The organism is Deinococcus sp. JMULE3 (assembly GCF_013337115.1).
GTDB lineage: Bacteria > Deinococcota > Deinococci > Deinococcales > Deinococcaceae > Deinococcus.
The window spans coordinates 3,256,814-3,281,798 of sequence record NZ_SGWE01000004.1 but is presented as its reverse complement, the minus strand read 5'-3'; the positions used below and the strand labels follow the sequence as shown (position 1 = coordinate 3,281,798).

The window sequence follows — 24,985 nt, the reverse complement described above, 5'->3', positions numbered from 1 at the left end:
GGGGGGATGTTCACGCCGCCCTCGCCCTGGATGGGTTCCACGACCACGCAGGTCACGCTGTCCGCGCCGACGCGGCGGATCAGGCGCGTCAGGGCGTCCAGGTCCCCGTACGGGCTGGTCAGCGCGCCGGGAATCAGCGGGCGGAAGATGTCCTGGTACTCGGGGTTCGGCGTGAGGCTCAGGCTGCCGAGCGTCTTGCCGTGGTACCCGCTGGCGAACGAGATCTGGTACTTCGCCTTGGGGCGCCACGCCTTGGCGAACTTCAGGGCGCCCTCGATGGCCTCGGTGCCGCTGGAGCAGAAGAACACCTGACTGTCCGCGTGGCTGGGCAGTTCCCGCGAGAGCAGCCCCACGAGGTTCGCCTGCAGGGCCGCGCGCCACGGTCCGGTGGACTGCTGCGGCAGGCCCATCGCGCGGTTTTTGCGCAGGAACTCGTGCATGAACTCCGTGATGGCGGGCGGCATCTCGCCGAAGGGCGTGGCGGCGTACCCGCTGGCGTTGATGCGGCGCACGCCACGTTCGTCCTCCAGTTCCCAGGGGGTCACGCGGGAGAACGGCCCGGCGAGGCCCAGCACGTCCAGACCGTACAGGAGTTCCTCGTTGCCGTACTTCAGTTCCAGGCGGCGGACGTCCGCGCCGCTCAGGCGCTCGTCGAGCACGTCACGGGTCGAGATGAAACCGGGGGGCAGGGCACTCATGCCGGTCAGTCTAGAGCCCCCCGGCGTGAGAGGCGTCCCCGCCGGGTCAGTTGCCGTTCACCACGCCTCTCAGCGCGGGGACGCCGCCGGGGTACGCCCGCGCGTCCAGGCCGTCCGCCGTCAGGTAGCGGGCGGCCAGCCCGGAGCGCACGCCCCGCTCGCAGATCACGACCAGCGGCCCCAGGTCCGGGGTGAGGCCGTGCGCGCCGTCCTCGATGGCCTGGAGGCTCACGGCGCGCACGGGCAGCGCGGTCAGCCCGGCCAGGGGTTCGGCGGCGCGCAGGTCCTCGGGGCGCAGGTCGATGACGGTGGCACCTTCGGGCAGGGTCATGCGCGCAGGATACGCGCACGCGGCACATTCCGACCCACGGGGTCGGGTATGCTGGGCCGCATGGAAGAAGTCACCCCACAGGAAGGGCTGCGCCGCGTGCAGCAGGGCGCGCTGCTCGTGGACGTCCGCGAACAGAACGAATTCGACGAGGTGCATGCCGAGGGCGCCCAGCTGATCCCCCTGAGCGAGTTCGAGAGCCGCTACGCGGAACTCCCGAAGGACCGTGAACTGGTCATGATCTGCCGCAGTGGCGCGCGCAGCGCCCGCGCGGGCGAGTTCCTGAAGGCGCAGGGGTACGACTCGGTCGTGAACCTCGCGGGCGGCACGATGGCCTGGGTGCAGGACGGACTGCCCAGCGTGCAGGGCGGGAACTGATGACCGCTCCCGAGAACGCACCCGCCCCGGCGGGTCTGCCCAGTGAGGCGCAGGTCCTGGAGGCCCTGAAGGTCGTGAAGGACCCGGAAATCCCGGTGAACGTGGTGGACCTCGGCCTGATCTACGGTGTGGACGTGCAGGAGTCCGGCGTGGTGGACATCACCATGACCCTGACCAGCGTGGGCTGCCCGGTACAGGACCTGATCCGCAGCGACGCGGAACTCGCCGTGGGCCGCCTGGACGGCGTGAGCGAGGTGAACGTGGAGTTCGTGTGGACGCCACCATGGGGTCCGGACAAGATGACCGAGGACGGCAAGCGCCAGATGCGCATGTTCGGCTTCAACGTCTGAACCCAACCTGAGCAAACCGCCCCAGCGCAAGGCCGGGGCGGTTTGCTGTGGGCGGTCAGTCGGAGTTGCGGGCGATGCTGAAGATGTTCAGGAACTGCGCGAGGGCCATGGCGAAGCCCGCGACGTAGGTCAGGGCGGCGGCGGTCAGGACGCTGCGGGCGCCGCCGGTCGCTTCGGGGCTGCCGCTCAGGCCGGTCTGGTTCAGGTAAGCCAGGGCGCGGCGGCTGGCGTCGAATTCCACGGGCAGAGTGATGACGTGGAATAGCAGCGCCGCGCCGAACAGGACGACTCCCAGCCACAGCAGGCCGGTCAGTTGCAGGAAGATCCCGGCCATGACGAGCAGTGGCGCGAGGTTCATGCCGAGGCTCAGGGGGACGGCCATGCGGCCGCGGGCGACCAGGGCGGGCATGCGGACGCGGTCCTGGATAGCGTGCCCGACCTCGTGCGCGGCGACGGCCATGGCGGCGACGCTGGGGACGCCGTACACGCCCTCGCTGAGGTTGACGGTCTTGCGCAGCGGGTCGTAGTGGTCGCTGAGGCTGCCGGGAACGGCGTTCACGGGTACGTGGTTCAGGCCGTTAGCGTCGAGCATCATGCGGGCAACCTGCGCGCCGGTGAGGTTGCGGGGGTTGCGCACGGCGCTCCAGCGGCGGTAGGTGCGGGTCAGTGAGCCCTGGATGACGAAGGACGCGACCAGGATGATCAGGATCAGGGGGGTGTAGGGGCCGAGGAATTCCATGTCAGACTGCCTCCTGCCCACATCTTAGCCGACCGCACTCAGGTTTTATGAGATGCAGGGTGGGCCTTCTTGACCCTCCTGCCTGCCCCAGCAGGGACAGACGCGACGCCACGCATCGAGAAGTGGCGCGCCCACGGTCACCCGCGCGGCGCGCCACTCCCGACCCGAAGGTCCTCAGCCCTGGGGGGCCGCCGGGGCCGGAATGCCCTGAACGAAGAACCGAACGGCGGTGCGTTCCTCCTCGTGAACGTCGAGTTTCACGAATTCCGGCTGAGTGTACAGATCCAGGCGGTCTCCCACCAGGTACCCGCGAGCGATGGCGAGGGCCTTGACCGCCTGATTGACGGCTGCCGGACCGATCGCCTGAATTTCCACCTGCCCCTGAGAACGCAGAAGGGCAGCAATAGCACCGGCGATAGCATTGGGACGGGAGGTGCCGGACACGCGCAGGGTTTCCAAAATCATGCTCCTTTCCGACCTGCCGCCCCGAAAGGCAGAGGTTGAAACAGTTTCATATTAAGTGTGGCAGTCCGCGAACGACACCAGAAATGTGCACAGCCGCACCCTCCCCCCTTCGGGGGTGAACCGCCGAGCGAACCATACCCGCCCGAACCTGACAGGCACCTGACACCGAATTGACCCTCACGTCACAAAGGCGCGGCATCCTTCGGCGCATGACACAGGACACGGGGACCGCCAGCTTCTGGCACCGACTGCTGGACACCAGACTCACCCGCCGCAGCGCGCTGGGCAGCGCCGCCGCCACCGCCGCCGCGATCACGCTGCCCCTGACCATCAGCGAGGCCGACGCCGTGAACAATGGCGGCCCCAGCACCGTGGACCCAAAGGCAGTGAAACCCCAGACGGTCGCCCCGTTCCGCGCGATTCCCACCGGGAACGCCGACGCGCTGACGCTGCCCGCAGGCTACCGCTACCAGGTGCTGGCCCCCTGGGGTGAAGTCTTCACCGACGCCGGGCGCGAGATCGGCTTCAACCACGATTACGTCGGCTTCTTCCCCATCGACATGCTCGAGGGCGGCCAGAGCAGCACCGACGCGCTGCTGACCATCAACCACGAGTACGTGAACTCCATGTTCGTCGGCGGCGACACGAAGAACCGCACGCCCGGCCAGATCAGGGCCGAGATGGAAGCTGTGGGCGTCAGCGTGGTGCGCGTGCGCAGGGAAGGCGGCAAGTGGGCCATCGTGCCCGACCCCCGCAACCGCCGCATCGACGCGCTGACCGACATCGAACTGACCGGCCCGGCGCGCGGCACGGCCGCCGTGAAGGGCGCGACCATGGTCAAGGGCACCGTCGGGAACTGCTCGGGCGGGCAGACCCCCTGGGGCACCCTCCTGACCTGCGAGGAGAACGTGGACGGCTACACCAAGGCCTGGGCGGGCAGCGGGTACGAGGCCATGCACCAGGGCTGGGTAACCGAGATCGACCCCTTCGACCCGAAGTCCACCCCAAGAAGCGCACCGCGATGGGCCGCTTCCGGCACGAGAACGTCGCCGTGACCGTCGCCGCCGACGGCCGCGTCGTGGGCTACATGGGTGACGACATGCAGGACGCCTGCGTGTACAAGTTCGTGTCGCGCGGCAAGTACGACCCCAAAGACCGCGCCGCGAACCTGAAGCTGCTGGAAGACGGCGACCTGTACGTCGCGAACTTCGGCAACGGCAGCTGGGTGCTGCTGGACTACGACCGCAACAAGAAACTCCAGGACGCCAAGGGCGCCGACGGCAAGGCCCTGTTCGCCAGCCAGGCCGACGTGCTGGCCGACGCCCGTGCCAGCGCCCTGGCAGTGGGCGGCACCCCGGTCGACCGCCCGGAGGACATCGAGATTCACCCCCGCACGGGCGAGGTGTACGTCGCCCTGACGAACAACAGCAAGCACGGCAACTACTTCGGGCAGATCATCAAGTTCCGCGAAGCGGGCGACGACTGGACCGCGCAGACGTTCCTGTGGGAGGTTTTCGCCGTGGGCGGCCCCCAGAGCGGCTTCGCCAGCCCCGACAACCTCGTGTTCGACCCGTACGGCAACCTGTGGATGGTCACGGACAACAGCGACCTGGGCAGCAACCCCATCAAGGACTTCCACGGCAACAACGCCATGTTCTTCTTCCCCACCGAAGGGCCCAATGCGGGCAAGGCGTACCGCTTCGCGATCGGCCCGGTGGACGCCGAGATCACCGGCCCCGTCTGGTCCCCCGACGGCAAGACGCTGTTCCTGGCGATCCAGCACCCGGGCGAGGACAGCGAGAGCCTCGACAAGCTCCGCTCGAACTTCGCCGCCAAGGCGGGCAGCAACGTCCCTCGCCCGACGCTGGTCGCCATCGAGGGCTTCCCCGGATGGCGCGCGTGACCGCCGCTGACCTTCCCCCCGTGAAGGCCCCCTGGATCGTGGGTCGCCCCGCGCTGCTGGAACACGCCGCCGCCGACTACCTGAACGAACTGGCCCGCCAGCGCCCCTGGACCCGCGCCCGCGCCGAGGACCTGCTGGACAGCCTGGAAGCCCACCTGGGCGAACCCGCGCCGCTGCTGGCCTACACCCGCCTGACCGGCGAGGCGTGGCTGCGCACCCTGCCCGAACAGGAGCGCACGGAGGCCGCCGACCTGCTGAGCGACTTCCGCGCGTACCTGCGCGACTGGGGCTGGCTGGACCACGCCCGCCCCGTCAACCAGCCCGACTGATACGGGATTAAATTGACTTGCTTCCAACATTATTGCCTTCCGTTGTCCCCTCTCCCCCTGTGGGACTCGGAGAGCTGCGCAGCAGAGAGGGAGGGACTCGCAGAGCGGCGCAGCTGAGGAGCGACGCGACGGAAGGGTGAGGGGGCCACCGGGCGACTCCGAATGTTTTGGAATCACTTGAATGTCGTATAACCCGGACCCCGGACACGAACGCGCGCCCCTTTCTGGACTGGGGGCGCGCGTTCGTGTCCGACTCACTTCGAGAGCAGGTCGCTTCGTGGTCAGGTCATTTGGTATTCAGGAAATCGAGGATCGCGCGGGCCAGCGCCTGCGCCAGCACCTCGCGGTACGCGGCGCTGGCGAGCTTCGGGCCCTCGACGGGACTGGACCCGAACCCCACCTCGACCAGGATGGCGGGCGTGGTGGGGTTCTTGATGACGTAGAACGCGTCGGTCTGCACGCCGCGGTTCACGGCGCCCGTCGCGGCGATCAGTCGCGCCTGGACCTTCTGCGCCAGCTGGCGGCTGAACGCGATCTTCGCCTGCGCGAGGATGTCCCCCAGTTCCTTCTGCGCGGTGCCGGACGCCTGCCGCGTGAGTTCCAGGCCGACGCTGCCGCCCCCGTTCTCCAGCACGGCGAGGCTGCGGTTCCCGCCCGCGAGCGGCTGCCCGAAGTAGTACGTCTCGATGCCCTGCGCGGACGGACTGGCGGAGTTCACGTGGATGCTCACGAAGGCGCTCACGACGCCGTTGTTCGCCATGCCGGAACGCGCCGCGAGATCCCGTTTCTTGTCCGCGCTGAGGTGCTCGTCCGTGTCGCGGGTCAGGATGACGTCCACGCCGTGCCGCAGAAGTTCCGCGCGGGTGCGCAGCGCGACGTCCAGCGTGACGTCCTCCTCCTTCACCCAGCGGCTGACCGCGCCCGGATCGACCCCACCGTGACCCGGGTCGAGGACCACGCGGGGCCGCACCACGGACGTCCCGGCGGGCCGCACGACCGGGGCGGGCGCGGGGGTGCGAGCGGCCGGGCGGGCCGGAACGGCGGACGCGGCGGCGCTGCTGGGCACGTCAATGACCAGCCGGGCCGGTTGACCGGCCCCCGCTGGCAGGACGCTGACCTTCGCGCTGCTGTGTCCCTTCGCCAGCGTGACGGTCACGGTGCGGCCCGCGACGGCGTACGCGGTGACGCCCGACGCACTGAGTGGGCCCTGCTCAGCCTTGAGCGGGGCGCCCAGCGTGACGGTCACGCTCTGCCCGGCGACCCGGCTGCTGGCGGTCGTGGTGGCGGGCAGGTCGAACACCAGCCGGGTGTACCCGTCGTGCTGCCCGACCCTGGGCGCGGCGTGCGCGCCGCCCAGCAGCAGGCCTCCCAGCAGGAGACTTCTCACGGTCCTGATCATGCGGTTTGCGGGGCTGTTCACTGCCGGGAAGTGTACCGCCCGGCACGCGTTTCCCGGATGGGAGCGGCGTGCCGGGCGTCTCACACAGTCGGGCGCTGGAGTGGGTTCACCCCGCCGGGCCGGTCAGGCGTTCGGTTTCAGCAGGTGGCCCAGGCAGTTGCCGTAACTGACGCCCTGCTGCGCGTCGAGCACGAGGTCCTGGACGCTGAATTCCTGCAGGACGCCCAGCATCGCGTCGCGCATGCGGGTGTAGATGGTGTTGCGGGCGTGGCAGCGCGCTTCCTCCACGCAGGGTTCGTGCCAGTTCAGGCTGATGCACGACAGCGGCGCGACCGGACCGTCGATGGCGCGAACCACCTCACAGAGGCTGATGAGCTGAGGTTTGCGGGCCAGGGCGTACCCGCCGCCGATGCCCTTCTTGCTCTTCACGACACCCTTGGCGGTCAGGGCGGCCAGGATGCGCACGAGGTACGGGCGGTGCACGCCGGTCGCCTCGCTGATCTCCTCGCTGGACACCCAGCGGTCCAGGGCCTGCGACCCCAGGAAGCCCAGGGCCTGGAAGGCGTACACGTCGGTGGCGGAAAGCCGCATGGGGCGCAGTGTACCGCGCCGTTAGCGTATGGGGGCGGGGTACTGGGCGCGCAGGTACGCCAGCGCGACCGGGTCGACCTGACCGCCACCCACCCAGCGTTCCTCCAGGTTTTCGGTGCCGAACAGCGCCCAGGCGGCGGCCTCGGTGTCCGCGTCCCAGGGCCCGCCGGGCAGCGCGGTGGCGTGCCCCTGCGTGATCAGCAGGGCGCGCAGCCACGCGAGTTCCTCGTCCGTCAGGGGCCGGGTGGTCTCGGGGCGGGTGAACAGCAGGTCGTGCACGTCCAGCAGCCGCGCGAGCTCCCGGCAGGGGTCGGCGTGATCGTCCGCGCGGAGGTTCACCCAGTCGTCCGTCAGGCCGCCGTAGCCGCGCCCCGGTCCGGCGCACAGCAGGGCCGCCGACTGCCGCCCGCGCCGGTCCCCGCCTGCCGCGTCCCCGGCGTTCAGGGCCGCCAGCAGGCGGCGGGGCAGCGGGAGGTCCGATCCGGCCTCCCAGGCGGCGCGCATGGCCTCCACGACGCCCGGCCCGGCCCCCCCACCGACCCCGCCCCTCCACGACGCCCGGCCCGGCCAGGATGTTCCCCTGGATGGCGACGTCGGCAGCGGCGTACCCGCCGGCCCAGGCATGGCAGTCCGCGCCCGTGAAGGTGACGCTGCTTCCGTCCGCGCCGACCAGCCCGAACTGGCGCTGCGCGATGCCGGGGTCGGTCGCCTGGAAGTGCGCCCCCACGGCGGCGGCGTCCAGTCCGGAGGCCAGCAGGCGCAGGCCCTCGGGGCCGAAGGTGGGGTTCACGTAGCTCTGGGTGGCGACGGCCCCCACGCCGCCGCGCACGAAGGGCACCAGCGCGCCCACCGCGAGGAACTTGCTGGCGACCGCCACACCCAGGTCGCCCGTGCGGGCGTCGCGGCCCACGATGGAAAAGGTCATGGCGGCAGGCTAACGCGGCCCGCATTGGGCACACGGTAGGCTGCGTGACATGACGGCTTCAGGCGAACAGGGCGTGATCTGGGTGCTGAGCGGCAGTCCCGGCGCGGGCAAGTCCAGCGTGTCGCGCTCGCTGCTGGCGCGCTTCCCGTTCGGGTTGCACCTGTCCATCGACGACCTGCGCGAGATGGTCGTTTCCGGAATGGCGCACCCAGCACTGGATCACCCGCCGGAGGCGGTGCGGCAGTTCGCGCTGGCCCGCACGGCGGCGGCGCAGACGGCCCGCCTGTACGCGCAGGAGGGCTTCGCGGTGGTGATCGAGGACGTGCTGTGGCCCGCCGATCTGGCGTTCATGGCGCGGCACTGGGAGGGGCTGGAGGTGCGCCCGGTGCGGCTGTTCACGACGCTGGAGGTCGCGCACGAACGCAACCGCACCCGCACGAACAAGACGTACGACACGTCGACCCTCGCGCCGCTGATTGACGGGCTGTATCCGCAGATGCCCCCCGGGATCTACCGGGAGGCCGGGTGGGCGGTCGTGGACAGCAGCGCCCTGACCCTGGAGGCCACCGTGGACGCCCTGCTGCGCCTGGAGTGGCCCGCGTGACGGAGGCGGTCCTGACCGGCACATGGTTCGTGGTGCGGACCAGCCTGCCGCTGTGGCGTACGCGGGACAACCCCAGCGTGACGTACGCGCCGCTGCCGGACGGGCGGGTGGTGGACACCGTGCGCTTCACCCGGGGGGGACGAGCAGGGCTGATCATCGGCGTGGACACCCCATTTCCCGATGGGGGCTGGGCATGGCGCGGCGTGAGCCTCCTGACCCGCTTCACGGTCAGCCGCTGGAGGGTGCTGGCGGCCGGGGACGGCTGGGCGATCACCGTGTTCGAGCGGACGCCGTTCACGCCCGCCGGGCTGGACGTGTACGCCCGCACGCCTGCCCTGACTGCGGCGCAGGTGCAGGAGCTGGAAGCCGCCCTGGACGGCCTTCCGGCCGCGCAACCGTTCCGCGCGGCGCTGTTCAGCCCCCAGCACGACGGTCGGTGAGGGTCAGCCGATGACGCTCCTGACCTTCGCGGCCATGCTCGGCGGGTACAGCACCGCGAACTGACCGCGCTGGTCAGCCCACACGCGGTTCATGTCGTCGTAGCCCATCGCCACGTAGCCCAGCAGGGGGTCCATGATGAACACCTGCCGGGTCTGGTCGTTGTAGCCCATCAGCACCCGCCAGTGCGGGATGACCTGCCCCTGCGTCGTGATGTGACTCTGCAGGGCGATCACGGGCAGACCGCTGCGGATGGCGGCGCGGGCGGTGTTCACGCTGCCCCCGGTGAACAGCCGCGCCTGCATCCCCACGCGCGGCGCGAAGTCCACGATGGCCTGCGCGGTCATGTACGACCGTTCGGTGGGGCGGGTCAGGCGGCTCACCTCGGTCATGTCCACCCGCAGCCCGAAGTACCCCAGCACCTGCGTGATACTGGCCGGACCGCAGGCGTTGTACGACTGCCGGATCAGGGGCATGCCGCTCAGGACGTACCCGGGCGGCGTGGGGGAAGGTGCGGCGGCCTGCGCGGGGAGGCTCAGGGCGCAGGCGAGGACCAGCAGGCGGGCGAGATGCACGCACGCAGCATCGCACGGGCCACCTGACCGGATTGTCTCAAGGTTGCATGAAGAAGGGAGAGGCCACGCGACCTCTCCCCCGTCCAGCAGCGTGGCTTACACCCGCGTGAGGTCCTTGGGCAGCGGCAGGAACTCGATCTCCGGGTGCTGCTCGGCGGTGTACTCCAGGTCGTAGCGGCTGCGGAACAGCATGACCGGGCGGCCCTGGTCGTCCTCGACGTGGCGGGCGAAGCGGGCGACGTTCGTGGGGTCACCGGCCAGCCAGCGCACCAGCTGGTAGCTGGTGACGTGCATCTCGACCTCCACGCCGTACTCCTCCTGCAACCTCGCCTGGAAGACCTCGAACTGCAGCGGCCCGACCGCGCCCAGGTAGGGGTCGCGCGCGCCGTCGGTCGGGTAGAACACCTGCACGACGCCTTCTTCCGCCAGCTGGGTGAGGCCCTTCATGAACGCCTTGCGTTTGCCGACGTCGCGCAGGCCGATGGTGGCGAACGTCTCGGGCGTGAAGCGCGGGAAGCCGGGCAGGATCACCTTGGCGTCCACGCTGATCACGTCCCCGATCTGGAACACGCCGGGGTTCACGAGGCCCACGATGTCACCGGGGTACGCTTCCTCGACCTTCTCGCGGTCCTGCGCGAACAGCGTATGCGCCTGCGACAGCCTCAGCTTGCGGCCGGTGCGGGTGTGCGTGACGTCCATGCCGCGCTCGAAATGCCCGCTCATGACGCGCATGAAGGCGGTGCGGTCGCGGTGCTGCTTGCTCATGTTCGCCTGCAGCTTGAAGATGAAGCCCGCGAAGCCCGCCTCGGGACTGCGCTCGCCCAGGTTCGTCTCGACGGGGCCGGGGGGTGGCGCGAGGTCCACGAAGTTGCTCAGGAAGTGCTCCACGCCGAAGTTGTTCATGGCCGACCCGAAGAACACCGGGGTCAGTTCGCCGCTCAGGAAGGCCGCCGGGTCGAATTCCGGCATGGCCCCCTGGATGAGTTCCACGTCCTCGCGCAGTTTCGCGGCGAGGTCCGCGCCGACCAGGGCGTCCAGTTTCGGGTCGTCCAGGCCGCTCGTCTGCATGGGCGCGCGGTGCTTCCCGCCCGAGGTACGCTCGAAGGCCAGCACCTGCTGCGTCTGGAGGTCGTACACGCCCTTGAAGTCCGGGCCGTCCCCGATGGGCCACGTCAGCGGCACCGCCGTGATTTTCAGGATGCCCTCCAGCTGCTCCAGCAGTTCGAAGGGGTCCTGCGCGGGGCGGTCCATCTTGTTTACGAATGTCAGGATCGGAATGCCGCGGTTGCGGCACACCGCGAACAGCTTCTCGGTCTGCGCCTGCACGCCACGCGCGGCGTCCAGCACCATCAGGGCGCTGTCGGCGGCAGTCAGGGTGCGGTAGGTGTCCTCACTGAAATCCTGGTGACCGGGCGTGTCGAGCAGGTTGATGTGCCGACCGCCGTACTCGAAGGTCAGCGCGCTGGAGCTGATGGAGATGCCGCGCTGCTGCTCGATGCTCATCCAGTCGCTCTTGGTGTGGCTGCGGCCCTCCTTGGCGGTGACGCTCCCGGCTTCCTGGATGGCACCTCCGTACAGCAGGAGTTTCTCGGTGATGGTGGTCTTCCCGGCGTCCGGGTGGCTGATGATGGCGAAGGTGCGGCGCCGGGCGATCTCGCTGGCGAGCGCGGCGGGGTTGATCTCGGGGCTGGTCATGGGAACTCCTGCGGGCCTGGAACGGTCGCGGCCCGGACATGCGTGAAGGTGGGAATCAACGCGGGTCTCGACTCGCGCTAGGGGGGCGTGAGGAGAACCGTCATGCGCTCATGATACGGCACGTCCCGCCCCGCGTGCCGCGTGCGGCGCAAACGCCTCCAGCGCGGCGTCCAGCGTGCCCAGCCGCGCGGCGATGAGTTGCGCCGGGTCGCGGTGGTACCCGCCGGCCATGACGGTCACGAGAGGCGTGCGGGTGCGGGCCGCCCAGCGGAACACGCGGCGGTCGCGGGCCTGCACGCCCTCCAGCGTGAGCGCCAGCCGCCCCAGCTGATCCCCGGCGAGGACGTCCGCGCCCGCGAGGTAGAACGCGAAGTCCGGCTGGAACGCCGTCACGAGCGGCGTGACCTGCGAGTCCAGCGCGTGCAGGTACGCGGCGTCGCCCGTCCCGTCGGGCAGCGGCACGTCCAGGTCGCTGGCCTCCTTGCGGAAGGGGTAGTTGCGTTCGGCATGCAGGCTGACGGTCAGCACGCGCGGCTCCTGCGCGAAGATCGCGGCGGTGCCGTTCCCCTGGTGCACGTCCAGGTCGAGGATCAGGATGCGCCGCGCCCGCCCGGTGTCCAGCAGCCAGCGGGCGCTGATCGCCACGTCGTTCAGGAACGAGAACCCCTCGGCGTGATCGGCGTACGCGTGGTGGGTGCCGCCGCCCAGGTTCACGCCCAGACCCAGCGTCAGGGCGTCGCGGGTGGCGGCCAGGGTCGCGCCGCTGCTGCCCAGTCCCCGCTCGACGACCGCCGGGGTCCACGGGAAGCCCAGCGCCCGTTCCTCGGCGCGGGTGACCTGCCCCTCGCGCCAGCGGGCCAGGAACGCGGGATCGTGCACCGCCTCCGCCAGGGGCCAGTCGAGGCTGGGGGCGTCCACCAGCGGCAGCCGCGCCTGCGCGCCGTCCAGCAGGGCCTGAATCCACTCGCGCGGCAGGAACTGCCGTCTGGGCGCAGCCTGCGCCTGGTACGCGGCGCGCCGGAACGCCGTGAACGCACGGAACGGGTGCGGGAACGTCACGTCCGCAGCGTACGCTGGGCGGCATGACCCGACCGCGATCCTGGCCGGAATTGCTCGCGCAGTTGTGTGCGCCCGTGGCGCTGGCCCCCATGGCGGGCGGCGTCGGCACCCCCGCGCTGGCGGCCGCCGTGACCTGCGCGGGTGGGCTGGGCAGCCTGGGCGGCGCGTACCTGACCCCACAGGCGCTGCGCGACGCGATCCGCGAGGTCCGCGCTCTGACCCACGGCCCGCTGATCGTGAACCTGTTCGCGCCGCAGCCCGTGCCCGCCGTCACGCCCGACGCAGTGGCCGTGGCCACTGCCGAGCTGGCCCCTTTCCACGCGGCGCTGAACCTCTCCCCGCCCACCCTGCCGGAGCGCGTGCAGGAGGACTTCACGGCGCAGCTGGACGTCGTGCTGGAGGAACGCCCCGAGGTCTTCAGCGTCGCGTTCGGCCCCATCCAACCGGACGCCCTGGCGGCGCTGCGCTCACGAGAGATCCTGACGGTCGGCACGGCCACCAGCCTCAGCGAGGCCCTGATCCTGCACGAGAGCGGCGTGGACGCCGTCACCGTGCAGGGCGGCGCGGCGGGCGGACACCGGGGCGGCTGGCAGGACGACGCCCTCGCGGACACGCTGACCCTCGTGCGGGAGGTCGCGCGGGCCACGCCCCTCCCGGTTCTCGCGGCGGGCGGCCTGATGACCGCCGGGGACGTGAGCGCCGCGAGGACGGCCGGGGCGACACTGGCGCAGTGCGGCACGGCGTTCCTCCTGGCCGATGAGGCGGGCACCTCCGCACCGTACCGGCAGGCGGTTCAGGCGGGGACGCGCGACACGGTCCTGACCCGCGCGTACTCGGGGCGCGCGGCGCGGGGCCTGCAGACCACCCTCACCGACGCCGTGACGCACCCCCTCCCCTTTCCGCACCAGAACGCCCTGACCCGCCCCCTGCGCACAGCAGGCGCGCAGGCCGGGCAGGCGGACGTCCTGAGCCTCTGGGCTGGGACCGGCTACCGGCAGGCGCAGGCGACCGGCGCGGCGCAGATCGTCGCGGCGCTGACGCCGTGACCGTCACGCTGCGGCCCCTGCGCCCCGGGGATGAGGAGGCGGCGGTGCGCTGGGCGGCCGATCCGGTGTTCTGCCGCGCGGCGAACTGGACGCCGGGCCTCGCGCCGCGCGTGATGCGGCGGCACTGGCAGGCGATCATCGCGGGGGGCGACCCGGCGTTCCTGCGGCTGGGCATGGAACTGGACGGGCAGCTGGTGGGGTTCGTGGATCTGGCGGGCCTGAACGGGACGTCGGCGGAGTTCGGGATTGTCGTCGGGGAGCGGGCGCTGTGGGGGCAGGGCACAGCGCGCCGGGCGGGTGAGGCGCTGATCAATTACGCGGCGGAACTGGGCCTCTCGCGGCTGACGGCGCTGGTGCACGCGCCGAACGCGCGGTCGCACGCGCTGATGCGCCGTCTGGGGTTCGCGGAGGCCGGGTACGCCGACCCGGAAGCCTACATGGGCGAGGTGGTGCCGGTCATCCGCTACGAACGGGAGATCGGTTCGGACTCACCTCACTCCTGAACGGTGTGCCCGGCCTCCCGCAGGGCCGCCACGCTGCGGCCGAGGTCGCTGGCGGCGACGAGGACGTAATCGGTGTTGTAGGTGGACAGCGCGAAGATGCCCACGCCCACGTCCCGCAGGGGGTTCAGGACGCTGGCGAGGATGCCGGTCAGGGTGAACTCGAAGGGTCCGGTGAGCTGAAGGGCCTGCCAGCCGCGCTGGACGCGCACGCCGTCCGGAACCTGCGCGGCGTGGCAGACGACGCTCAGTTCGTCGGGGGCGTTCATGACGCACCAGAGGTCGCCGCGCGTCGCCCAGTCGGGCACGGCGCTCCCGGCGGGGAGCTGGGCGACGGCGTACTCGCCGGGCAGGACGGTCAGCGTCAGGGCCATGCGGGCAGGATACGGCGACCCTGGCCGTTCGGTGGGGGCGCGGGCCTGGGCGGGTGGGGGGCGTGTTTTCGCGGCGCGGGGCGCAGCATGACGACATGACGAATCTTTCTGATCTTTCAACGGCAATGGCGGACGCGGTCGAGCAGGCCGCGCGGAGTGTGGTGACGGTGCGCGCGGCGCGCCCGGTGAGCGGCACGGTGGTGGGCGACGGGCTGGTGCTAACGCCCGCGCACCTGCTGCATTCGGACGAGGTGCCGGTGGTCACGCCGGACGGGCGGACCCTGACGGGCGTGGTCGTGGGCCGCGATCCGGGCAGCGATCTGGCGCTGCTGCGCGTGGACGACCTGACCGTCCCCGCACTGACGACCGGTGAGGCGGGCCGCACGGGAGAACTGCTGCTCGCGGTGGGCCGCCCGACCGGGGGTGTGCAGGCCAGCCTGGGCCTGAATCCGGGCCGGGCGCGGGACGGCTGGCTGCACGCGGGTGCCCAGCCGTTCCCCGGCGTGAGCGGCGGCGCGCTCGTGAACGCGCAGGGTGAACTCGTGGGAGTCCTGAACGCGGGCGTGCGGCGCGGGCAACTGCTGGCCGTTCCAGCCGCGCGGGCAGTGCGGGTGGCGGACCTGCTGTCCCGCGAGGGCCGCGTGCCGCGCGGGTACCTGGGGCTGGCGACGCAGCCCGTGCACTTCCCGGCCGCCACGACCCCGGACAGCCTGGAGGACGAGGGGGAATTCACGGCAGGCCCATTCGGCGCTGGTCGTTTCGGCCCCGGCATGGTCCGGGGTGAGGGTGGCGCCTGGGGCGGCCGTCGCGGTCCCGGACGCGGGCCGGATCATGGTGGGCACGGTCACCCCGGGCGGGGTGGGATGGACGAGGCCCGGCTGGAGAAACTCCGCCGCTTCCGCGAGCGCTTCGCGGGCGGGCGGGTGGGCCTGACGGTCGTGCAGGTCGAGGCGGGCAGTCCCGGTCAGGCGGCGGAGTTCCGGGTGGGGGACGTGCTGCTGGCGCTGGACGGCGAGGGCTTCACGCACCCGGCGGAACTCCTGTCGCGCGTCCGTTCCCGCGCGGGCGAGACGGTGACCCTGCGCGTCCTGCGCGGCGGCGAGGAGCAGGACATGAGCGTCACGGTGGGTGAACGCTGACCGTGACGACCCGCGCGCCCGTCCCGGTACGATCAGGCATGACCGCCGCACCTGCCCGGCCCACCGTGCTCGTCACGTTGGGTTCGGCGGTCATCGCGGCGGGCGTGGCGGCGATCCTGGGCGGCGCGGGATTCCTGTCCACCCAGGACGGGAACGAGCCGGATGTGCTGATCGTGGACGACGCGTGGCTGGACGACCCCTCACCCCTGGACGGCGCGGCGGTCGTGTCCCTGGGGTCCCGCACGTGGGTGGAGGTCCTGCCTGACCTCTGCCCGCACGGCTGGGCGTGCCTGCCTGCCGACGCCACGCCTGCCGAACTGATCGCGGCGGTGCACGGCGCGGCGGCGGGACTGGTGACGCTGCCGCCCACCTGGCTGGCCCCGCCCGACGAGGTGCCGCTCTCCTCGGGCGAGGTGACCCTCACCCCCCGCGAACGCGACGTGCTGGCCCTGCTCGCCGAGGGCCTCAGTAACAAGCGCGCCGCGCGGGACCTGGGCGTCAGCGAGAGCACCGTGAAATTCCACGTGCAGGCGCTGTACTCCAAGCTGGGCGTCCAGAGCCGCGCCGGGGCCGTCGCGCGCGGCATCGCGCTGGGCCTCGTGACCGTGTGACGCTCAGCCCAGCTCCACCCGCGTGAAGTGCTCCACGGTGGGGAACGGGTCGTAGAAGTGGTGCAGCAGGGCGCTCCACTGCTGGTACCCGGCGCTGCCCCGGAACCCCACGGTGTGATCCTCCAGCTTCCCCCACCAGACGAGCAGGGCGTACCGGTGATCGTCCTCCAGGCAGCGTTGAAGCTCGTGCCGGACGTACCCGTGCATCCCCGCGATGATGGGCTGGGCCTGGGCGAACGCCGCCTCGAACGCGGTCGTCTGCCCGGGGCGGATCTGCAGCAGGGCGATTTCCAGGATCATGCAGCCTCCTTCAAAAGTGGAGGAGGCCGGTGCGTCCAGCCTCCCTGTCCTTCAGCCGCGCAGCGGCGGACCCATCAGCAGTCGACTATTGCCTTAGATGCGTCCGGGGGCGAATTCGCCCTGGCGGCGTTCGGTGCCCATGCCGGCGACGACCATGTTGTGGATGCGGACCCAGGCGCGGGCGCTGGCCTCGACGACGTCGGTGGCGACGCCGCTGCCGTGCAGGGTGGTCTCGCCGTGGCGGGCGCCGATGTTCACCTCGCCCAGTGCGTCGCCGCCCTTGGTGACGGCCTGGATGCGGTAGCTTTCCAGTTCGGGGTTCAGGCCGGTGATGCGGTTGATGGCCTGGAACGCGGCCTCGACGGGGCCGTCGCCGTGCGCGGTGGCCTCGACGGCGCCGTCTGGGGTCTGGAGGCGCACGAAGGCGACGGGGGTCATGTTCATGCCGCTGGTGATCTGGAAGCCTTCCAGCGTGAAGGTCTGGGGGACGTCGGTGCGGGCCTCGACGAGGGCGCGCAGGTCGTCGGCGTAGATCTGGCCCTTGCGGTCGGCGAGGTCCTTGAAGCGGCCGAACAGGTGCTGGACCTTGTCGTCGGTCAGGTCGGTGTACCCCAGGTCGTTCAGGGCCTTGCGGAACGCGGCGCGGCCGCTGTGTTTGCCCATCACCAGGACGGCGGCTTCGCGGCCGACGAGTTCGGCGTTCATGATCTCGTACGTCTCACGGGCCTTGATGACGCCGTCCTGGTGGATGCCGCTCTCGTGCGCGAAGGCGTTGTCGCCGACGATGGCCTTGTTGGGCTGGACGGGCATGCCGCTCAGGCGGCTGACCATGCGGCTGGCACGGTACAGTTCGCGGGTGCGGATGCCGGTCTCGAAGCCGTAGTGGTCGCGGCGGGTGTGGAACGCCATGACGAGTTCTTCCAGGCTGGCGTTCCCGGCGCGTTCGCCGATGCCGTTGATGGTGCATTCGATCTGCCGGGCGCCGCCCTGCGCGGCGGCGATGGAGTTCGCGACCGCCATGCCCAGGTCGTCGTGGCAGTGGGCGCTGAGGATGACGTGGGCGGGCAGCGCGGCGCGGATCTCGGCGAACAGCGCGCGGATCTCCTCGGGGGTGGTGTAGCCGACGGTGTCGGGAATGTTGATGGTGGTCGCCCCGGCCTCCACGGCCGCCCTGAAGATGCGGATCAGGAAGGCGGTGTCGCTGCGGGTGGCGTCCTCGGCGCTGAATTCCACGTCGTCCACGAACGAGCGGGCGTAGGTGACGGCCTGGATGGCGCGTTCGACGACCGCGTCGGGTTCCAGCTGGAGTTTTTTCGCCATGTGGATGGGGCTGGTGGCGATGAAGGTGTGGATGCGGGGTTTCTCGGCGGCCTCGACGGCTTTCGCGGCGGCCTCGATGTCGGGGCGGGCGGCGCGGGCCAGGCCGGTGATGATGGGGCCGCGGACCTCGCGGGCGATGCGGCTGACGCCTTCGAGGTCGCCGGGGCTGGCGATGGGGAACCCGGCCTCGATGACGTCCACGCCCATGCGGGCGAGCTGGTGGGCGATCTCCAGTTTCTGGGTGTGGTTCAGGGCCACGCCGGGGCTCTGCTCGCCGTCGCGCAGGGTGGTGTCGAAGATGCGGATGCGGTTGGTTTCAGTGGTCATGGGCGGCTCCTGGTGGCGGGTGGGTGGGCAATGAAAAACCCCGGAGGCTTTGAGTCCTCCGGGGGTTCAGGCGCGGTTCTCCCTGCCGTTCACTCCACCGGAGGACGGTTAAGAAGAAGGCTGAACGCGGTCATGGCCCCAGCGTAAGCGCCGGTTCAGGCGGGGCGGGCAGGTTGTCTAAAAAACGGCCGTTCAGAATCCGGCCCTCACAGCAGAACTCAGGAGTATTGAAGGGCACCTTCAATCTCCTGAACGAGCGGACTCGCAGAGCTGCGAAGCAGAGCGAGCACCTGACAACACCGGCGGTTGGAAGTGGAATTGAAGGGCGTGGTGTTGGCCCCAGGGTGGAACTGGAAACCGCTGTCAGAATCCGGCGTTGCCGAGTTCGGCGTGCAGCGAGCGGCGGCGCGGGTGCTCGGCGCGCAGGAGTGCGGCGGCGCTGCGGGCTTCCTCCGCGCCGATGACGGCGCTGGCCTGCCGCAGGAGCGTGGCGGCGGCCCGGTACCCGTCGCGGTTGCCCTGGGCGACGGCCTGCGTCACCAGGTTCAGGATCAGCGGGGTGGCCTCCGCACTGGGGAGGGCCAGGGCGTAGCGGACGGCGAGCGGGCCAGCCAGGATCTTCAGCGGGTCGCGCCGGCCCATGACCTGCGCGGCCTGCGCGTGCTGCCCGGCGTCGAGCAGCAGGCCGACCAGGGTCGCGAGGCGGTTGGGGTCGCCTCGCCAGGCGGTCACGAGGTCCTGCAGGTCGGCCGCCCAGTCGCGGCTGACCTCGCGGTAGCGGTTCACCCAGGTGTGGACCGGATCGACCTGCTCGGGTCCGTTGGGTCCCACCCGGTACAGGATGAAGTTGGCGTCGTGGTCGTCCGAGACGAGGGTGGCGCGGCTTTTCGTGCTCAGGGCGTCCAGCGCGACCCGGCGGGCGTCACTCTGGCGGCCCGCGGCGCGGTACTGCTCGAACAGGTAGAGGCGCGCGCGCCGGGCAGCTTCGGGTTCGCCTCGGCGTGGCGCAGGAGTGCGTCGGCGTGCCCGGCCGCCGCGAAGGCCGCGTGGACGTCGCGCAGGGGCAGTCTGTGGGTGCTGAGTTCCTTCAGGGCCGCCTGGGGGTCGCCGGGAATGAGTCGTTCGATGACGAACTTGAGGTGCCCGTCGCGCCGCGCGAGGTTCAGGGCGTGCGCGGGGGGCATCAGTCCTTCCCGGTCGAGGTCCAGCATCACGCGGGTGATGGCCGCGCGCCGGGAGATGGTCAGGTTCTCGCTGGCGCCGTCGAGCGCGCCGAGCAGTTCGGCGCGGTGTTCGGGCGGCAGGTTCTGGTACAGCTCGCGTTGCCCGGCGCTGTCGATCTCGACCGGGTGCCACGTGTGGAGGTGGAGGCACTGGATCAGCAGGTGCAGGGTGTCGGCGCGGTGCGTGTCGTTCAGGTCGCGGCCCAGCAGGAGCAGCAGCGCGGTGCGGGCGTCGCTGGCGAGGTCCGTGCCGGTGTCCACGTCGTCGCTGATGGTCTCCAGGCCGTCCACGAAGGCCCTCACGGCGTTCAGTGCGTCCTGGATGGGGCCGCCACTGCACGCCTCGAGGAGTTCGTCGATCATGGCGTCGATGTCACTCAGGTCGGCCCCTTCGTCGTCCCAGTCGTGTTCAGGGTCGTAGTCGACGGTGGCGAAGGCCAGTGTCAGTCGCTCGGCGAGGCCGCCGCTGGCACCTGGGGCACTCAGCAGGACGCTCAGCAGGTCCGGCACCCGGTCCAGCATGCGGCGGATCACGCCGCGCAGCGCGGGGGCGTCCAGCGGGCCGAGCAGGTCGTCCAGGGACGGCAGCGCGATGAAGTCGCCGGGGCGGATCAGGGCGCGGCGCAGCAGCGCGGCGACGTGCTTGCAGCGCCCACCGCCGCCGACGGGGCAACTGCAGACGGCGTCCCTGACTTTTCCGGCGCGCAGGGTGACCAGCAGCTCGTAGTGGTCGGTGCCGTGCGCCGTGCCGCGCAGGTGCTGGTCGTCCCCGTCGGGCTGCCGGGTCAGGCGGGTCAGCCCGTTCGTGTAGGAGGCGCCGCGCGTCCAGGTGCGCTCGTCGATGTGGGCGCGGGCGGTCTTCTCGGTCAGTCCGGTCACGGCGTCCCCCTCCCGGTTTACTTGGTGCCGTAGATGCGGTCGCCCGCGTCGCCCAGGCCGGGGACGATGTACCCGTGGTCGTTCAGGTGCGAGTCCATGGCGGCGACGACGATCTCCACGTCGGGGTGGTCGCGTTCGATCACGGCGACACCCTCGGGCGCGGCGAGGATGCACATGAGTTTGATGCTGGTCGCCCCGGCGGCTTTCAGGCTGGCGATGGCGGCGCTGGCGCTGCCCCCGGTGGCGAGCATGGGGTCGGTGAGGAACACGCGGCGTTCGGCGATGTCGGTCGGAAGCTTGTTGTAGTACGCGACGGGTCCGAGGGTCTCGGGGTCGCGGTACAGGCCGATGTGGCCGACCTTCGCGGCGGGCACCAGCTGCACGATCGAGTCGGTCATGATCAGACCGGCGCGCAGGATGGCGACCAGCGCCAGCTTCTTGCCGCTGAGCATGGGGAACTCGGCGGTGGTGATGGGCGTGGTGACTTCCTCCTGGGTGACCTCCAGGTCGCGCATGGCCTCGTACGCGAGGAGCAGGCTGACCTCGCTGGCGAGTTCGCGGAATTCCTTCACGCCGGTGCGCACGTCGCGCATGACCGAGAGTTTGTGTTGCACGAGGGGGTGGGTGACGACCGTAACCATGCCTTCACCATACCCCGCGGCCCGCAGGGCGTCCGGCCCTGGCGGGGCAGACGGGCGGGCTAGCCGGGCAGGCGGGCCAGGGCGTGGCGGGCGCGCGGGACCTTCTGGTCGCGCTGGCCCTCGAATTCGTAGGGTTCGTTCATCAGGAACCAGTACAGGTCGTGCAGGGTGGTCATGGCGAGGTACGCGCGGTAGCGGGTCAGCGTGGCGGGCGCGTGGTCCGGCAGGCAGGTCAGCGCCGCCTGGAGGCTCTCGTCGGGCGGGAGCAGGTCGAGGGTGCCGGTTTTGAGCAGCGCGAGGTCCCGCAGCGGGTCGTCCCAGTCGGCTTTCGTCCAGTCGATGATCAGCACCTCGCCGTGGGGTTCGCTGATCAGGATGTTGTCGTGCCACAGGTCCAGGTGGCAGAACGCGGCGGGCTGGTCCAGCAGGCCGCGGTCCAGGGGGATCTCGACCGCGTCGAACAGGTCTTCCAGGGGGTAGGCGGCCAGGGCGCTGCGGAAGCGGCGCAGGCGCTCCTGCACGCGGCGCAGGTTCACGCGGCCCTGGGTGGGGCCGTGCAGGGCGCGCAGGCTGGCCTGAAGCTGGGGCAGCGCGCGGGGCAGGTCCGGGGCGCGCAGGGGGTGACCGTCGAAACGGCGCATGATCAGCGCCTCGATCCCGTCGACCTCCAGCGCGTCGATCACGCGCTCGCCCATCCCGGCGCGGCGCATGTTCGCGGCCTCCACGCAGTGTTCACCCTGATGGTTGCGGTACACCTTCACGACCGCCCGCCCGTCCTGCGTGGCGTACACGCGGCTCTGCATCCCGGCGTCCACGGGGGTCAGGGGACCGAACCGCGCCTCCAGGTTCGGGAAGCGCGGGGTGGGGGGTTCGCCGCCTCTCGACCGTCCACGCGGTTCACTCCAGGACCCTCGGGGGTTCGCCGGGGTGGGTGGTGCGGAGGGTCATGCGGTGGGGGTCACTGCGGGAGTTTCTCCAGCAGGCCGACCAGGCGGGCGTCGAGGCCCTTGCCCGCCTGGGGTTTCAGGCGGTCCAGGCCGCCCAGGCGCACGTAGGCGTTCGCGACGGCCAGGATGCGGGCGTACAGGGGGATGTCCTCGCCGCTCAGCTTGTCAGGTTCGCCCTGACCGTCGTAGCGTTCGTGGTGGTGGCGGATGGCCTTCTGCGCCTCGGTCAGGTGGGGGACGCCGTGCAGGAAGTTCGCGCCGACCTGCGCGTGGCCCTGCTCGCCGTGGATCTTGCCGATGTCGTGGAGCATGGACGCGAACCACAGTTCCTCCAGTTCGCGTTCGGTCAGGCCGACGGCGCGGCCGAGTTTCTGGGCGATGTCCGTGACGGACTGCGCGTGGCCCAGCGAGTCGAAGTCCTGACTCTCGACGGCCTCGACGAGGGCGCCGGTCAGTTGCCGGGCGGCCTGTTTCCATTCCTCGCGTCCTTCGAGGATGCTGAGGATCGGGGCGACGGCGGCGGCCCACTTGGTGACGGCCTCCTGCACAGCGGGCGGGATGCCCTCGCTGCTGGCGCGGTCGAGGATCAGGGCGCCCAGGTGGCGTCCCCGGACGCTCAGGGGCACGACGAGGCTGATCTGGGCGCCACTCAGTCCGGCCTGTTCGAGCTGGGCGGTGATCTCGGGGCCGTTCGTGTCGAACAGTTCGCGGCTGCCGTCCGGGACGACCCGCGAGCGCATCTGCGCCCAGGGGCCGGTCAGGGCGAGGCCCAGCAGGGTCTTGGGGTACTCGAACACGGCGGCGACGCGGTCCTGGCCGCGCCGGACGACGGCGTAGCCCTGCACGTTGCCGCCCATCAGGGTGGCGGCGTAGGACAGGGCGCCTTCCAGCACGCCCTCCTGGGTGGGGCGCGACACGAGGTCGGCCAGCACGCGTGTCGGGTCGAGCGGCTCCTGGTTGATCCCGGTCTTGCGCGGGTCTGGAGTGCCGGTCGGGGTCTGGGGGGTGCGGGGACGCCTGAACACGTTGCGGTCAGTATACGCACGCGGAGCAGCCCGGGCGGGGCACGATCCGCGTGGGGCGGATGCTCTAGGCTGCGCGGCATGAGGGACGAGGTGCAGGTAGTGAACGCGGGCGTGATGGTGGCCGTGCAGCGCGCGTACGGGCGGTATGGTCGCCGGGCGGGCGAGTGGATGGACCGCTACGCGCGTCAGGGTGGGCGGGTGTACTGCGCGTCGGGGTGCGTGGCGTGCTGCAACATGCCGATCCGCGTGAGTCTGGCCGAGGCGCTGGTCATGGCCGCCGAGCTGGACGAGACGCTGGCGGCGGCGGTGGAGGCGCATGCCCGCGCGGCGATCGCGAATGCCCGGACGGCCCGCAGTGACGACGAGTACGTGCAGCGTCACCGGACCGAGGTGGGCTTCTGCCCGATCCTGGACCGGGAGACCGGGGGGTGCAGCCGCTACGAGGCGCGGCCGACCCGCTGCCGGGACACGTTCAGTGCGTTCCCGGCGCATTTCTGCGAGGCGGGCGTGTGGGAGCGCATGACCGCCCGCGAGCGGGCCGAGTACCGCCGCGAGGTCGCGCGGACGCCCGGCACGGACGGTGAGCTGCATTTCATCGCGCCGCTGGAGCACCTGAGCGAACCCATCTGGGAGACGGCGTCCCGCGCGATGGTGGACGCCTGGGGCGTGGAGGTCTGGGGCGACTACTGGGTGCTGACGACCCTGGCGCGGGACGAGCGGTTCATGGGGGCGATCCTGGCCGGGGATACGCGCGCGGCGTGGCAGCGGGCGTCGGGGCGGGGGCTGGCGCACCGCATGCTGCTGGAATTCGCGTGACCGCCCCGGCCCTGTCGGCCTCTCCCCTGCTGCCGGGAACATTGCCGCCGGGGACGCTGCTGCTGGTGCGGCACGCCCGCGCGGCGGGGCAGGCACCGGACGCGGCACTCACCCCGGAGGGCCAGGCGGGCGCGGCGGCGCTGGTGCCCGCGCTGGGCGGGCTGGGCGTGACGCGGGTCATCAGCAGCCCCTGGCGGCGTGCCGTGGACACGGCGGCCCCACTGGCGGCGGCGCTGGGTCTGCCGGTCACGCCCGACGACCGCCTGACCGAGCGGGTCCTGACCGGCGTGCCCCGCACGGACTGGCGCGAGCGGCTGCGGGACAGCTTCGCGGACGACACGCTGGCCCTGCCGGGGGGCGAGTCCGGCGCGGCGGCCCGTGGGCGCGCTCAGGCGGCGCTGGACACGCACCGTGACCCGGATGGGGTGACGGTGGTGGTCACTCACGGCAACCTCCTGGCGCTGCTGCTGGGACTGGACTATGACGGGTGGGCGGCGCTGCGCAACCCGGACGTGTGGCTCTGGACGCCGGGGGTCACGCCGATCCGCCTGGATCTCCCGGCGTGACCCGCGCGTTCCATCCCGGTGATCCGCACGCCGCGCCGCTGGTGGGCGGGCAGCCGTACGCGGTGGAACGGCACCTCCTGGCGGGCGTGCCGTGTCTGGTGGAACGCCCCGCGCCGGGCCGGGAGGTGCGGGCGGTCTGCGTCGTGTACCACGGCGCGTGGGCGGCCAAGGAGGGCAAGCTGGGCGTGTACGCCGCGCTGGCCGCGTGGGGTGCGGCGGTGATCCTGCCGGACGCGGCGCTGCACGGCGAGCGGCAGGGCGACACCCCGCCGGGACTGAACGCCCGCGAGTTCGTGTGGGAGAGCGTGCGCCGCACGGTGATGGAGGCTCCGGCGCTGCTGGACGCCACGCAGGCGGCTTACGGGCGGGTGCCGGTGTGGGTGGTGGGGTCCAGCATGGGCGGGTACGTGGCGCAGACCCTCGCGCGGACGGAGGCGCGGGTCGCGCGGGCGGCGGCGCTGATCACGTCCGGCGTGTGGCACGAACCGGAGGTGCGCCGCCCGGACCTCCAGGCGTTCCTGGACCGGCATCGACCGCTGGAGCACGCGGCGGACGCCGTACCCACGCCGCTGTTCCTGGGGAGTGGCGGGGCGGACCCGGTGTTCCCACTGGAGGATCACCATGCGCCCACTGTCGCCGCCTACCGCGCGGCGTACGCCTCGGCGGGTCGTCCGGAGGCCCTGCGAGGGGCGGTGTATCCGGGCGTCGGGCATTACACCAGCGTGCGGATGCGGGACGATACGGTGGCGTTCCTGCTGGCGGACGACTGATACGGACTCCGGTTGAAAGGTTTGC

Annotated in this window: 30 protein-coding genes and 2 pseudogenes; 13 read left to right on the top strand and 19 right to left on the bottom strand. The window is 71.3% G+C overall.

Annotated elements, in window-relative coordinates:
• Positions 1 to 698: aminotransferase class III-fold pyridoxal phosphate-dependent enzyme (locus tag EXW95_RS18930; protein WP_174368776.1), on the bottom strand; the 698-nt coding region annotated here is incomplete at its 3' end.
• A 46-nt stretch (positions 699 to 744) separates the two neighbouring features.
• Positions 745 to 1,029, bottom strand: a complete 285-nt coding sequence (locus EXW95_RS18925; protein WP_046842388.1) for a rhodanese-like domain-containing protein — start codon at positions 1,027 to 1,029, stop codon at positions 745 to 747.
• 60 nt (positions 1,030 to 1,089) lie between these two features.
• On the opposite strand from EXW95_RS18925, the gene EXW95_RS18920 reads away from it, so the two are divergent.
• Together EXW95_RS18920 and EXW95_RS18915 are read left to right on the top strand one after the other, a co-directional pair.
• Entirely contained in the window at positions 1,090 to 1,404 is a 315-nt protein-coding gene (locus EXW95_RS18920; RefSeq protein ID WP_254605682.1) for a rhodanese-like domain-containing protein, read from the top strand.
• Positions 1,404 to 1,754 (top strand): metal-sulfur cluster assembly factor, encoded by a 351-nt coding sequence (locus EXW95_RS18915; protein WP_174368774.1) that lies wholly within the window; start codon positions 1,404 to 1,406, stop codon positions 1,752 to 1,754. The genes EXW95_RS18920 and EXW95_RS18915 overlap by 1 nt, the downstream gene beginning before the upstream one ends.
• A 55-nt stretch (positions 1,755 to 1,809) precedes the next feature.
• Here the strand turns inward: EXW95_RS18915 and EXW95_RS18910 are convergent, their stop codons facing one another.
• Complete coding sequence (locus EXW95_RS18910; RefSeq protein WP_174368773.1) at positions 1,810 to 2,493, bottom strand: zinc metallopeptidase; 684 nt, start codon at positions 2,491 to 2,493, stop codon at positions 1,810 to 1,812.
• A gap of 174 nt (positions 2,494 to 2,667) precedes the next feature.
• The gene (locus EXW95_RS18905) at positions 2,668 to 2,952 is read right to left on the bottom strand and encodes a stage V sporulation protein S (protein WP_174369070.1); all 285 of its coding nucleotides are present in this window, start codon (positions 2,950 to 2,952) and stop codon (positions 2,668 to 2,670) included.
• Between the two features lie 215 nt (positions 2,953 to 3,167).
• On the opposite strand from EXW95_RS18905, the pseudogene EXW95_RS21430 reads away from it, so the two are divergent.
• Both EXW95_RS21430 and EXW95_RS18895 read left to right on the top strand, forming a co-directional pair.
• Positions 3,168 to 4,861, top strand: a pseudogene (locus tag EXW95_RS21430) (PhoX family phosphatase).
• Entirely contained in the window at positions 4,858 to 5,190 is a 333-nt protein-coding gene (locus EXW95_RS18895; RefSeq protein ID WP_371810173.1) for a hypothetical protein, read from the top strand. Before EXW95_RS21430 ends, EXW95_RS18895 begins: the two are co-directional and overlap by 4 nt.
• A 286-nt stretch (positions 5,191 to 5,476) precedes the next feature.
• Here the strand turns inward: EXW95_RS18895 and EXW95_RS18890 are convergent, their stop codons facing one another.
• The 4 genes and pseudogenes from EXW95_RS18890 to EXW95_RS21420 form a co-directional block, all read right to left on the bottom strand.
• On the bottom strand, positions 5,477 to 6,577 hold the full coding sequence (locus EXW95_RS18890) for an N-acetylmuramoyl-L-alanine amidase (protein WP_371810172.1): 1,101 nt from the start codon (positions 6,575 to 6,577) through the stop codon (positions 5,477 to 5,479).
• Positions 6,578 to 6,712: 135 nt separating this feature from the next.
• Positions 6,713 to 7,180, bottom strand: coding sequence for an RrF2 family transcriptional regulator (locus tag EXW95_RS18885; RefSeq protein ID WP_119674610.1), 468 nt, complete (start codon positions 7,178 to 7,180; stop codon positions 6,713 to 6,715).
• Positions 7,181 to 7,201: 21 nt separating this feature from the next.
• Positions 7,202 to 7,684 (bottom strand): DUF1028 domain-containing protein, encoded by a 483-nt coding sequence (locus tag EXW95_RS21425; protein ID WP_371810171.1) that lies wholly within the window; start codon positions 7,682 to 7,684, stop codon positions 7,202 to 7,204.
• 124 nt (positions 7,685 to 7,808) lie between these two features.
• A pseudogene (locus tag EXW95_RS21420) lies at positions 7,809 to 8,105 on the bottom strand (DUF1028 domain-containing protein); the annotation flags it as partial.
• A gap of 49 nt (positions 8,106 to 8,154) precedes the next feature.
• On the opposite strand from EXW95_RS21420, the gene EXW95_RS18875 reads away from it, so the two are divergent.
• Entirely contained in the window at positions 8,155 to 8,709 is a 555-nt protein-coding gene (locus EXW95_RS18875; RefSeq protein WP_174368771.1) for an AAA family ATPase, read from the top strand.
• On the top strand, positions 8,706 to 9,149 hold the full coding sequence (locus tag EXW95_RS18870; RefSeq protein ID WP_174368770.1) for a hypothetical protein: 444 nt from the start codon (positions 8,706 to 8,708) through the stop codon (positions 9,147 to 9,149). The genes EXW95_RS18875 and EXW95_RS18870 overlap by 4 nt, the downstream gene beginning before the upstream one ends.
• Positions 9,150 to 9,152: 3 nt before the next feature.
• Here EXW95_RS18870 and EXW95_RS18865 read toward each other — a convergent pair whose 3' ends face one another.
• The 3 genes from EXW95_RS18865 to EXW95_RS18855 all read right to left on the bottom strand — a co-directional run bounded on the left by EXW95_RS18865 (position 9,153) and on the right by EXW95_RS18855 (position 12,476).
• On the bottom strand, positions 9,153 to 9,722 hold the full coding sequence (locus tag EXW95_RS18865) for a C39 family peptidase (protein WP_371810170.1): 570 nt from the start codon (positions 9,720 to 9,722) through the stop codon (positions 9,153 to 9,155).
• Positions 9,723 to 9,818: 96 nt separating this feature from the next.
• Positions 9,819 to 11,417 (bottom strand): peptide chain release factor 3, encoded by a 1,599-nt coding sequence (locus EXW95_RS18860; RefSeq protein ID WP_174368769.1) that lies wholly within the window; start codon positions 11,415 to 11,417, stop codon positions 9,819 to 9,821.
• A 108-nt stretch (positions 11,418 to 11,525) separates the two neighbouring features.
• Positions 11,526 to 12,476, bottom strand: a complete 951-nt coding sequence (locus EXW95_RS18855) for a histone deacetylase (RefSeq protein ID WP_174368768.1) — start codon at positions 12,474 to 12,476, stop codon at positions 11,526 to 11,528.
• A gap of 23 nt (positions 12,477 to 12,499) precedes the next feature.
• Between EXW95_RS18855 and EXW95_RS18850 the strand changes: the two genes are divergently transcribed.
• Positions 12,500 to 13,522, top strand: a complete 1,023-nt coding sequence (locus EXW95_RS18850; RefSeq protein ID WP_174368767.1) for a nitronate monooxygenase family protein — start codon at positions 12,500 to 12,502, stop codon at positions 13,520 to 13,522.
• Complete coding sequence (locus EXW95_RS18845) at positions 13,519 to 14,025, top strand: GNAT family N-acetyltransferase (protein ID WP_174368766.1); 507 nt, start codon at positions 13,519 to 13,521, stop codon at positions 14,023 to 14,025. Before EXW95_RS18850 ends, EXW95_RS18845 begins: the two co-directional genes overlap by 4 nt.
• Here EXW95_RS18845 and EXW95_RS18840 read toward each other — a convergent pair.
• Positions 14,016 to 14,396 carry an ACT domain-containing protein gene (locus EXW95_RS18840; protein WP_174368765.1) on the bottom strand — a complete coding sequence of 127 codons (381 nt, stop codon included), beginning with the start codon at positions 14,394 to 14,396 and terminating at the stop codon, positions 14,016 to 14,018. The two genes, EXW95_RS18845 and EXW95_RS18840, sit on opposite strands and share 10 nt — an antisense overlap.
• A 95-nt stretch (positions 14,397 to 14,491) precedes the next feature.
• Here EXW95_RS18840 and EXW95_RS21200 point away from each other — a divergent pair, with 95 nt between their 5' ends.
• Both EXW95_RS21200 and EXW95_RS18830 read left to right on the top strand, forming a co-directional pair.
• The gene (locus tag EXW95_RS21200) at positions 14,492 to 15,535 is read left to right on the top strand and encodes a S1C family serine protease (RefSeq protein WP_305852130.1); all 1,044 of its coding nucleotides are present in this window, start codon (positions 14,492 to 14,494) and stop codon (positions 15,533 to 15,535) included.
• 38 nt (positions 15,536 to 15,573) lie between these two features.
• Entirely contained in the window at positions 15,574 to 16,146 is a 573-nt protein-coding gene (locus tag EXW95_RS18830) for a response regulator transcription factor (protein ID WP_174368764.1), read from the top strand.
• 3 nt (positions 16,147 to 16,149) lie between these two features.
• Here the strand turns inward: EXW95_RS18830 and EXW95_RS18825 are convergent, their stop codons facing one another.
• The 7 genes from EXW95_RS18825 to EXW95_RS18795 all read right to left on the bottom strand — a co-directional run bounded on the left by EXW95_RS18825 (position 16,150) and on the right by EXW95_RS18795 (position 22,808).
• Positions 16,150 to 16,446 (bottom strand): antibiotic biosynthesis monooxygenase, encoded by a 297-nt coding sequence (locus tag EXW95_RS18825; RefSeq protein ID WP_174368763.1) that lies wholly within the window; start codon positions 16,444 to 16,446, stop codon positions 16,150 to 16,152.
• Between the two features lie 93 nt (positions 16,447 to 16,539).
• Complete coding sequence (locus EXW95_RS18820; RefSeq protein WP_174368762.1) at positions 16,540 to 18,093, bottom strand: 2-isopropylmalate synthase; 1,554 nt, start codon at positions 18,091 to 18,093, stop codon at positions 16,540 to 16,542.
• Positions 18,094 to 18,456: 363 nt separating this feature from the next.
• Positions 18,457 to 18,924: a hypothetical protein gene (locus EXW95_RS18815; protein ID WP_174368761.1), complete on the bottom strand. Its 468-nt coding sequence runs from the start codon at positions 18,922 to 18,924 to the stop codon at positions 18,457 to 18,459.
• 62 nt (positions 18,925 to 18,986) lie between these two features.
• Positions 18,987 to 20,195: an SWIM zinc finger family protein gene (locus tag EXW95_RS18810; RefSeq protein WP_174368760.1), complete on the bottom strand. Its 1,209-nt coding sequence runs from the start codon at positions 20,193 to 20,195 to the stop codon at positions 18,987 to 18,989.
• 17 nt (positions 20,196 to 20,212) lie between these two features.
• The gene (gene upp, locus EXW95_RS18805) at positions 20,213 to 20,836 is read right to left on the bottom strand and encodes a uracil phosphoribosyltransferase (RefSeq protein ID WP_174368759.1); all 624 of its coding nucleotides are present in this window, start codon (positions 20,834 to 20,836) and stop codon (positions 20,213 to 20,215) included.
• 59 nt (positions 20,837 to 20,895) lie between these two features.
• A complete protein-coding gene (locus EXW95_RS18800) occupies positions 20,896 to 21,660 on the bottom strand; it encodes an aminoglycoside phosphotransferase family protein (RefSeq protein WP_256435103.1) in 765 nt (254 codons plus the stop codon).
• Positions 21,661 to 21,794: 134 nt separating this feature from the next.
• Entirely contained in the window at positions 21,795 to 22,808 is a 1,014-nt protein-coding gene (locus tag EXW95_RS18795; protein WP_174368758.1) for an HD domain-containing phosphohydrolase, read from the bottom strand.
• A gap of 78 nt (positions 22,809 to 22,886) precedes the next feature.
• On the opposite strand from EXW95_RS18795, the gene EXW95_RS18790 reads away from it, so the two are divergent.
• From EXW95_RS18790 to EXW95_RS18780, 3 genes are read left to right on the top strand one after another with little or no spacing between them, the layout of a single operon-like run.
• Positions 22,887 to 23,624, top strand: coding sequence for a YkgJ family cysteine cluster protein (locus tag EXW95_RS18790; protein ID WP_174368757.1), 738 nt, complete (start codon positions 22,887 to 22,889; stop codon positions 23,622 to 23,624).
• Positions 23,621 to 24,190: a histidine phosphatase family protein gene (locus EXW95_RS18785; RefSeq protein ID WP_371810169.1), complete on the top strand. Its 570-nt coding sequence runs from the start codon at positions 23,621 to 23,623 to the stop codon at positions 24,188 to 24,190. Before EXW95_RS18790 ends, EXW95_RS18785 begins: the two co-directional genes overlap by 4 nt.
• Positions 24,187 to 24,960: a serine aminopeptidase domain-containing protein gene (locus EXW95_RS18780; protein WP_174368756.1), complete on the top strand. Its 774-nt coding sequence runs from the start codon at positions 24,187 to 24,189 to the stop codon at positions 24,958 to 24,960. Before EXW95_RS18785 ends, EXW95_RS18780 begins: the two co-directional genes overlap by 4 nt.
• Positions 24,961 to 24,985: the final 25 nt, after the last annotated feature.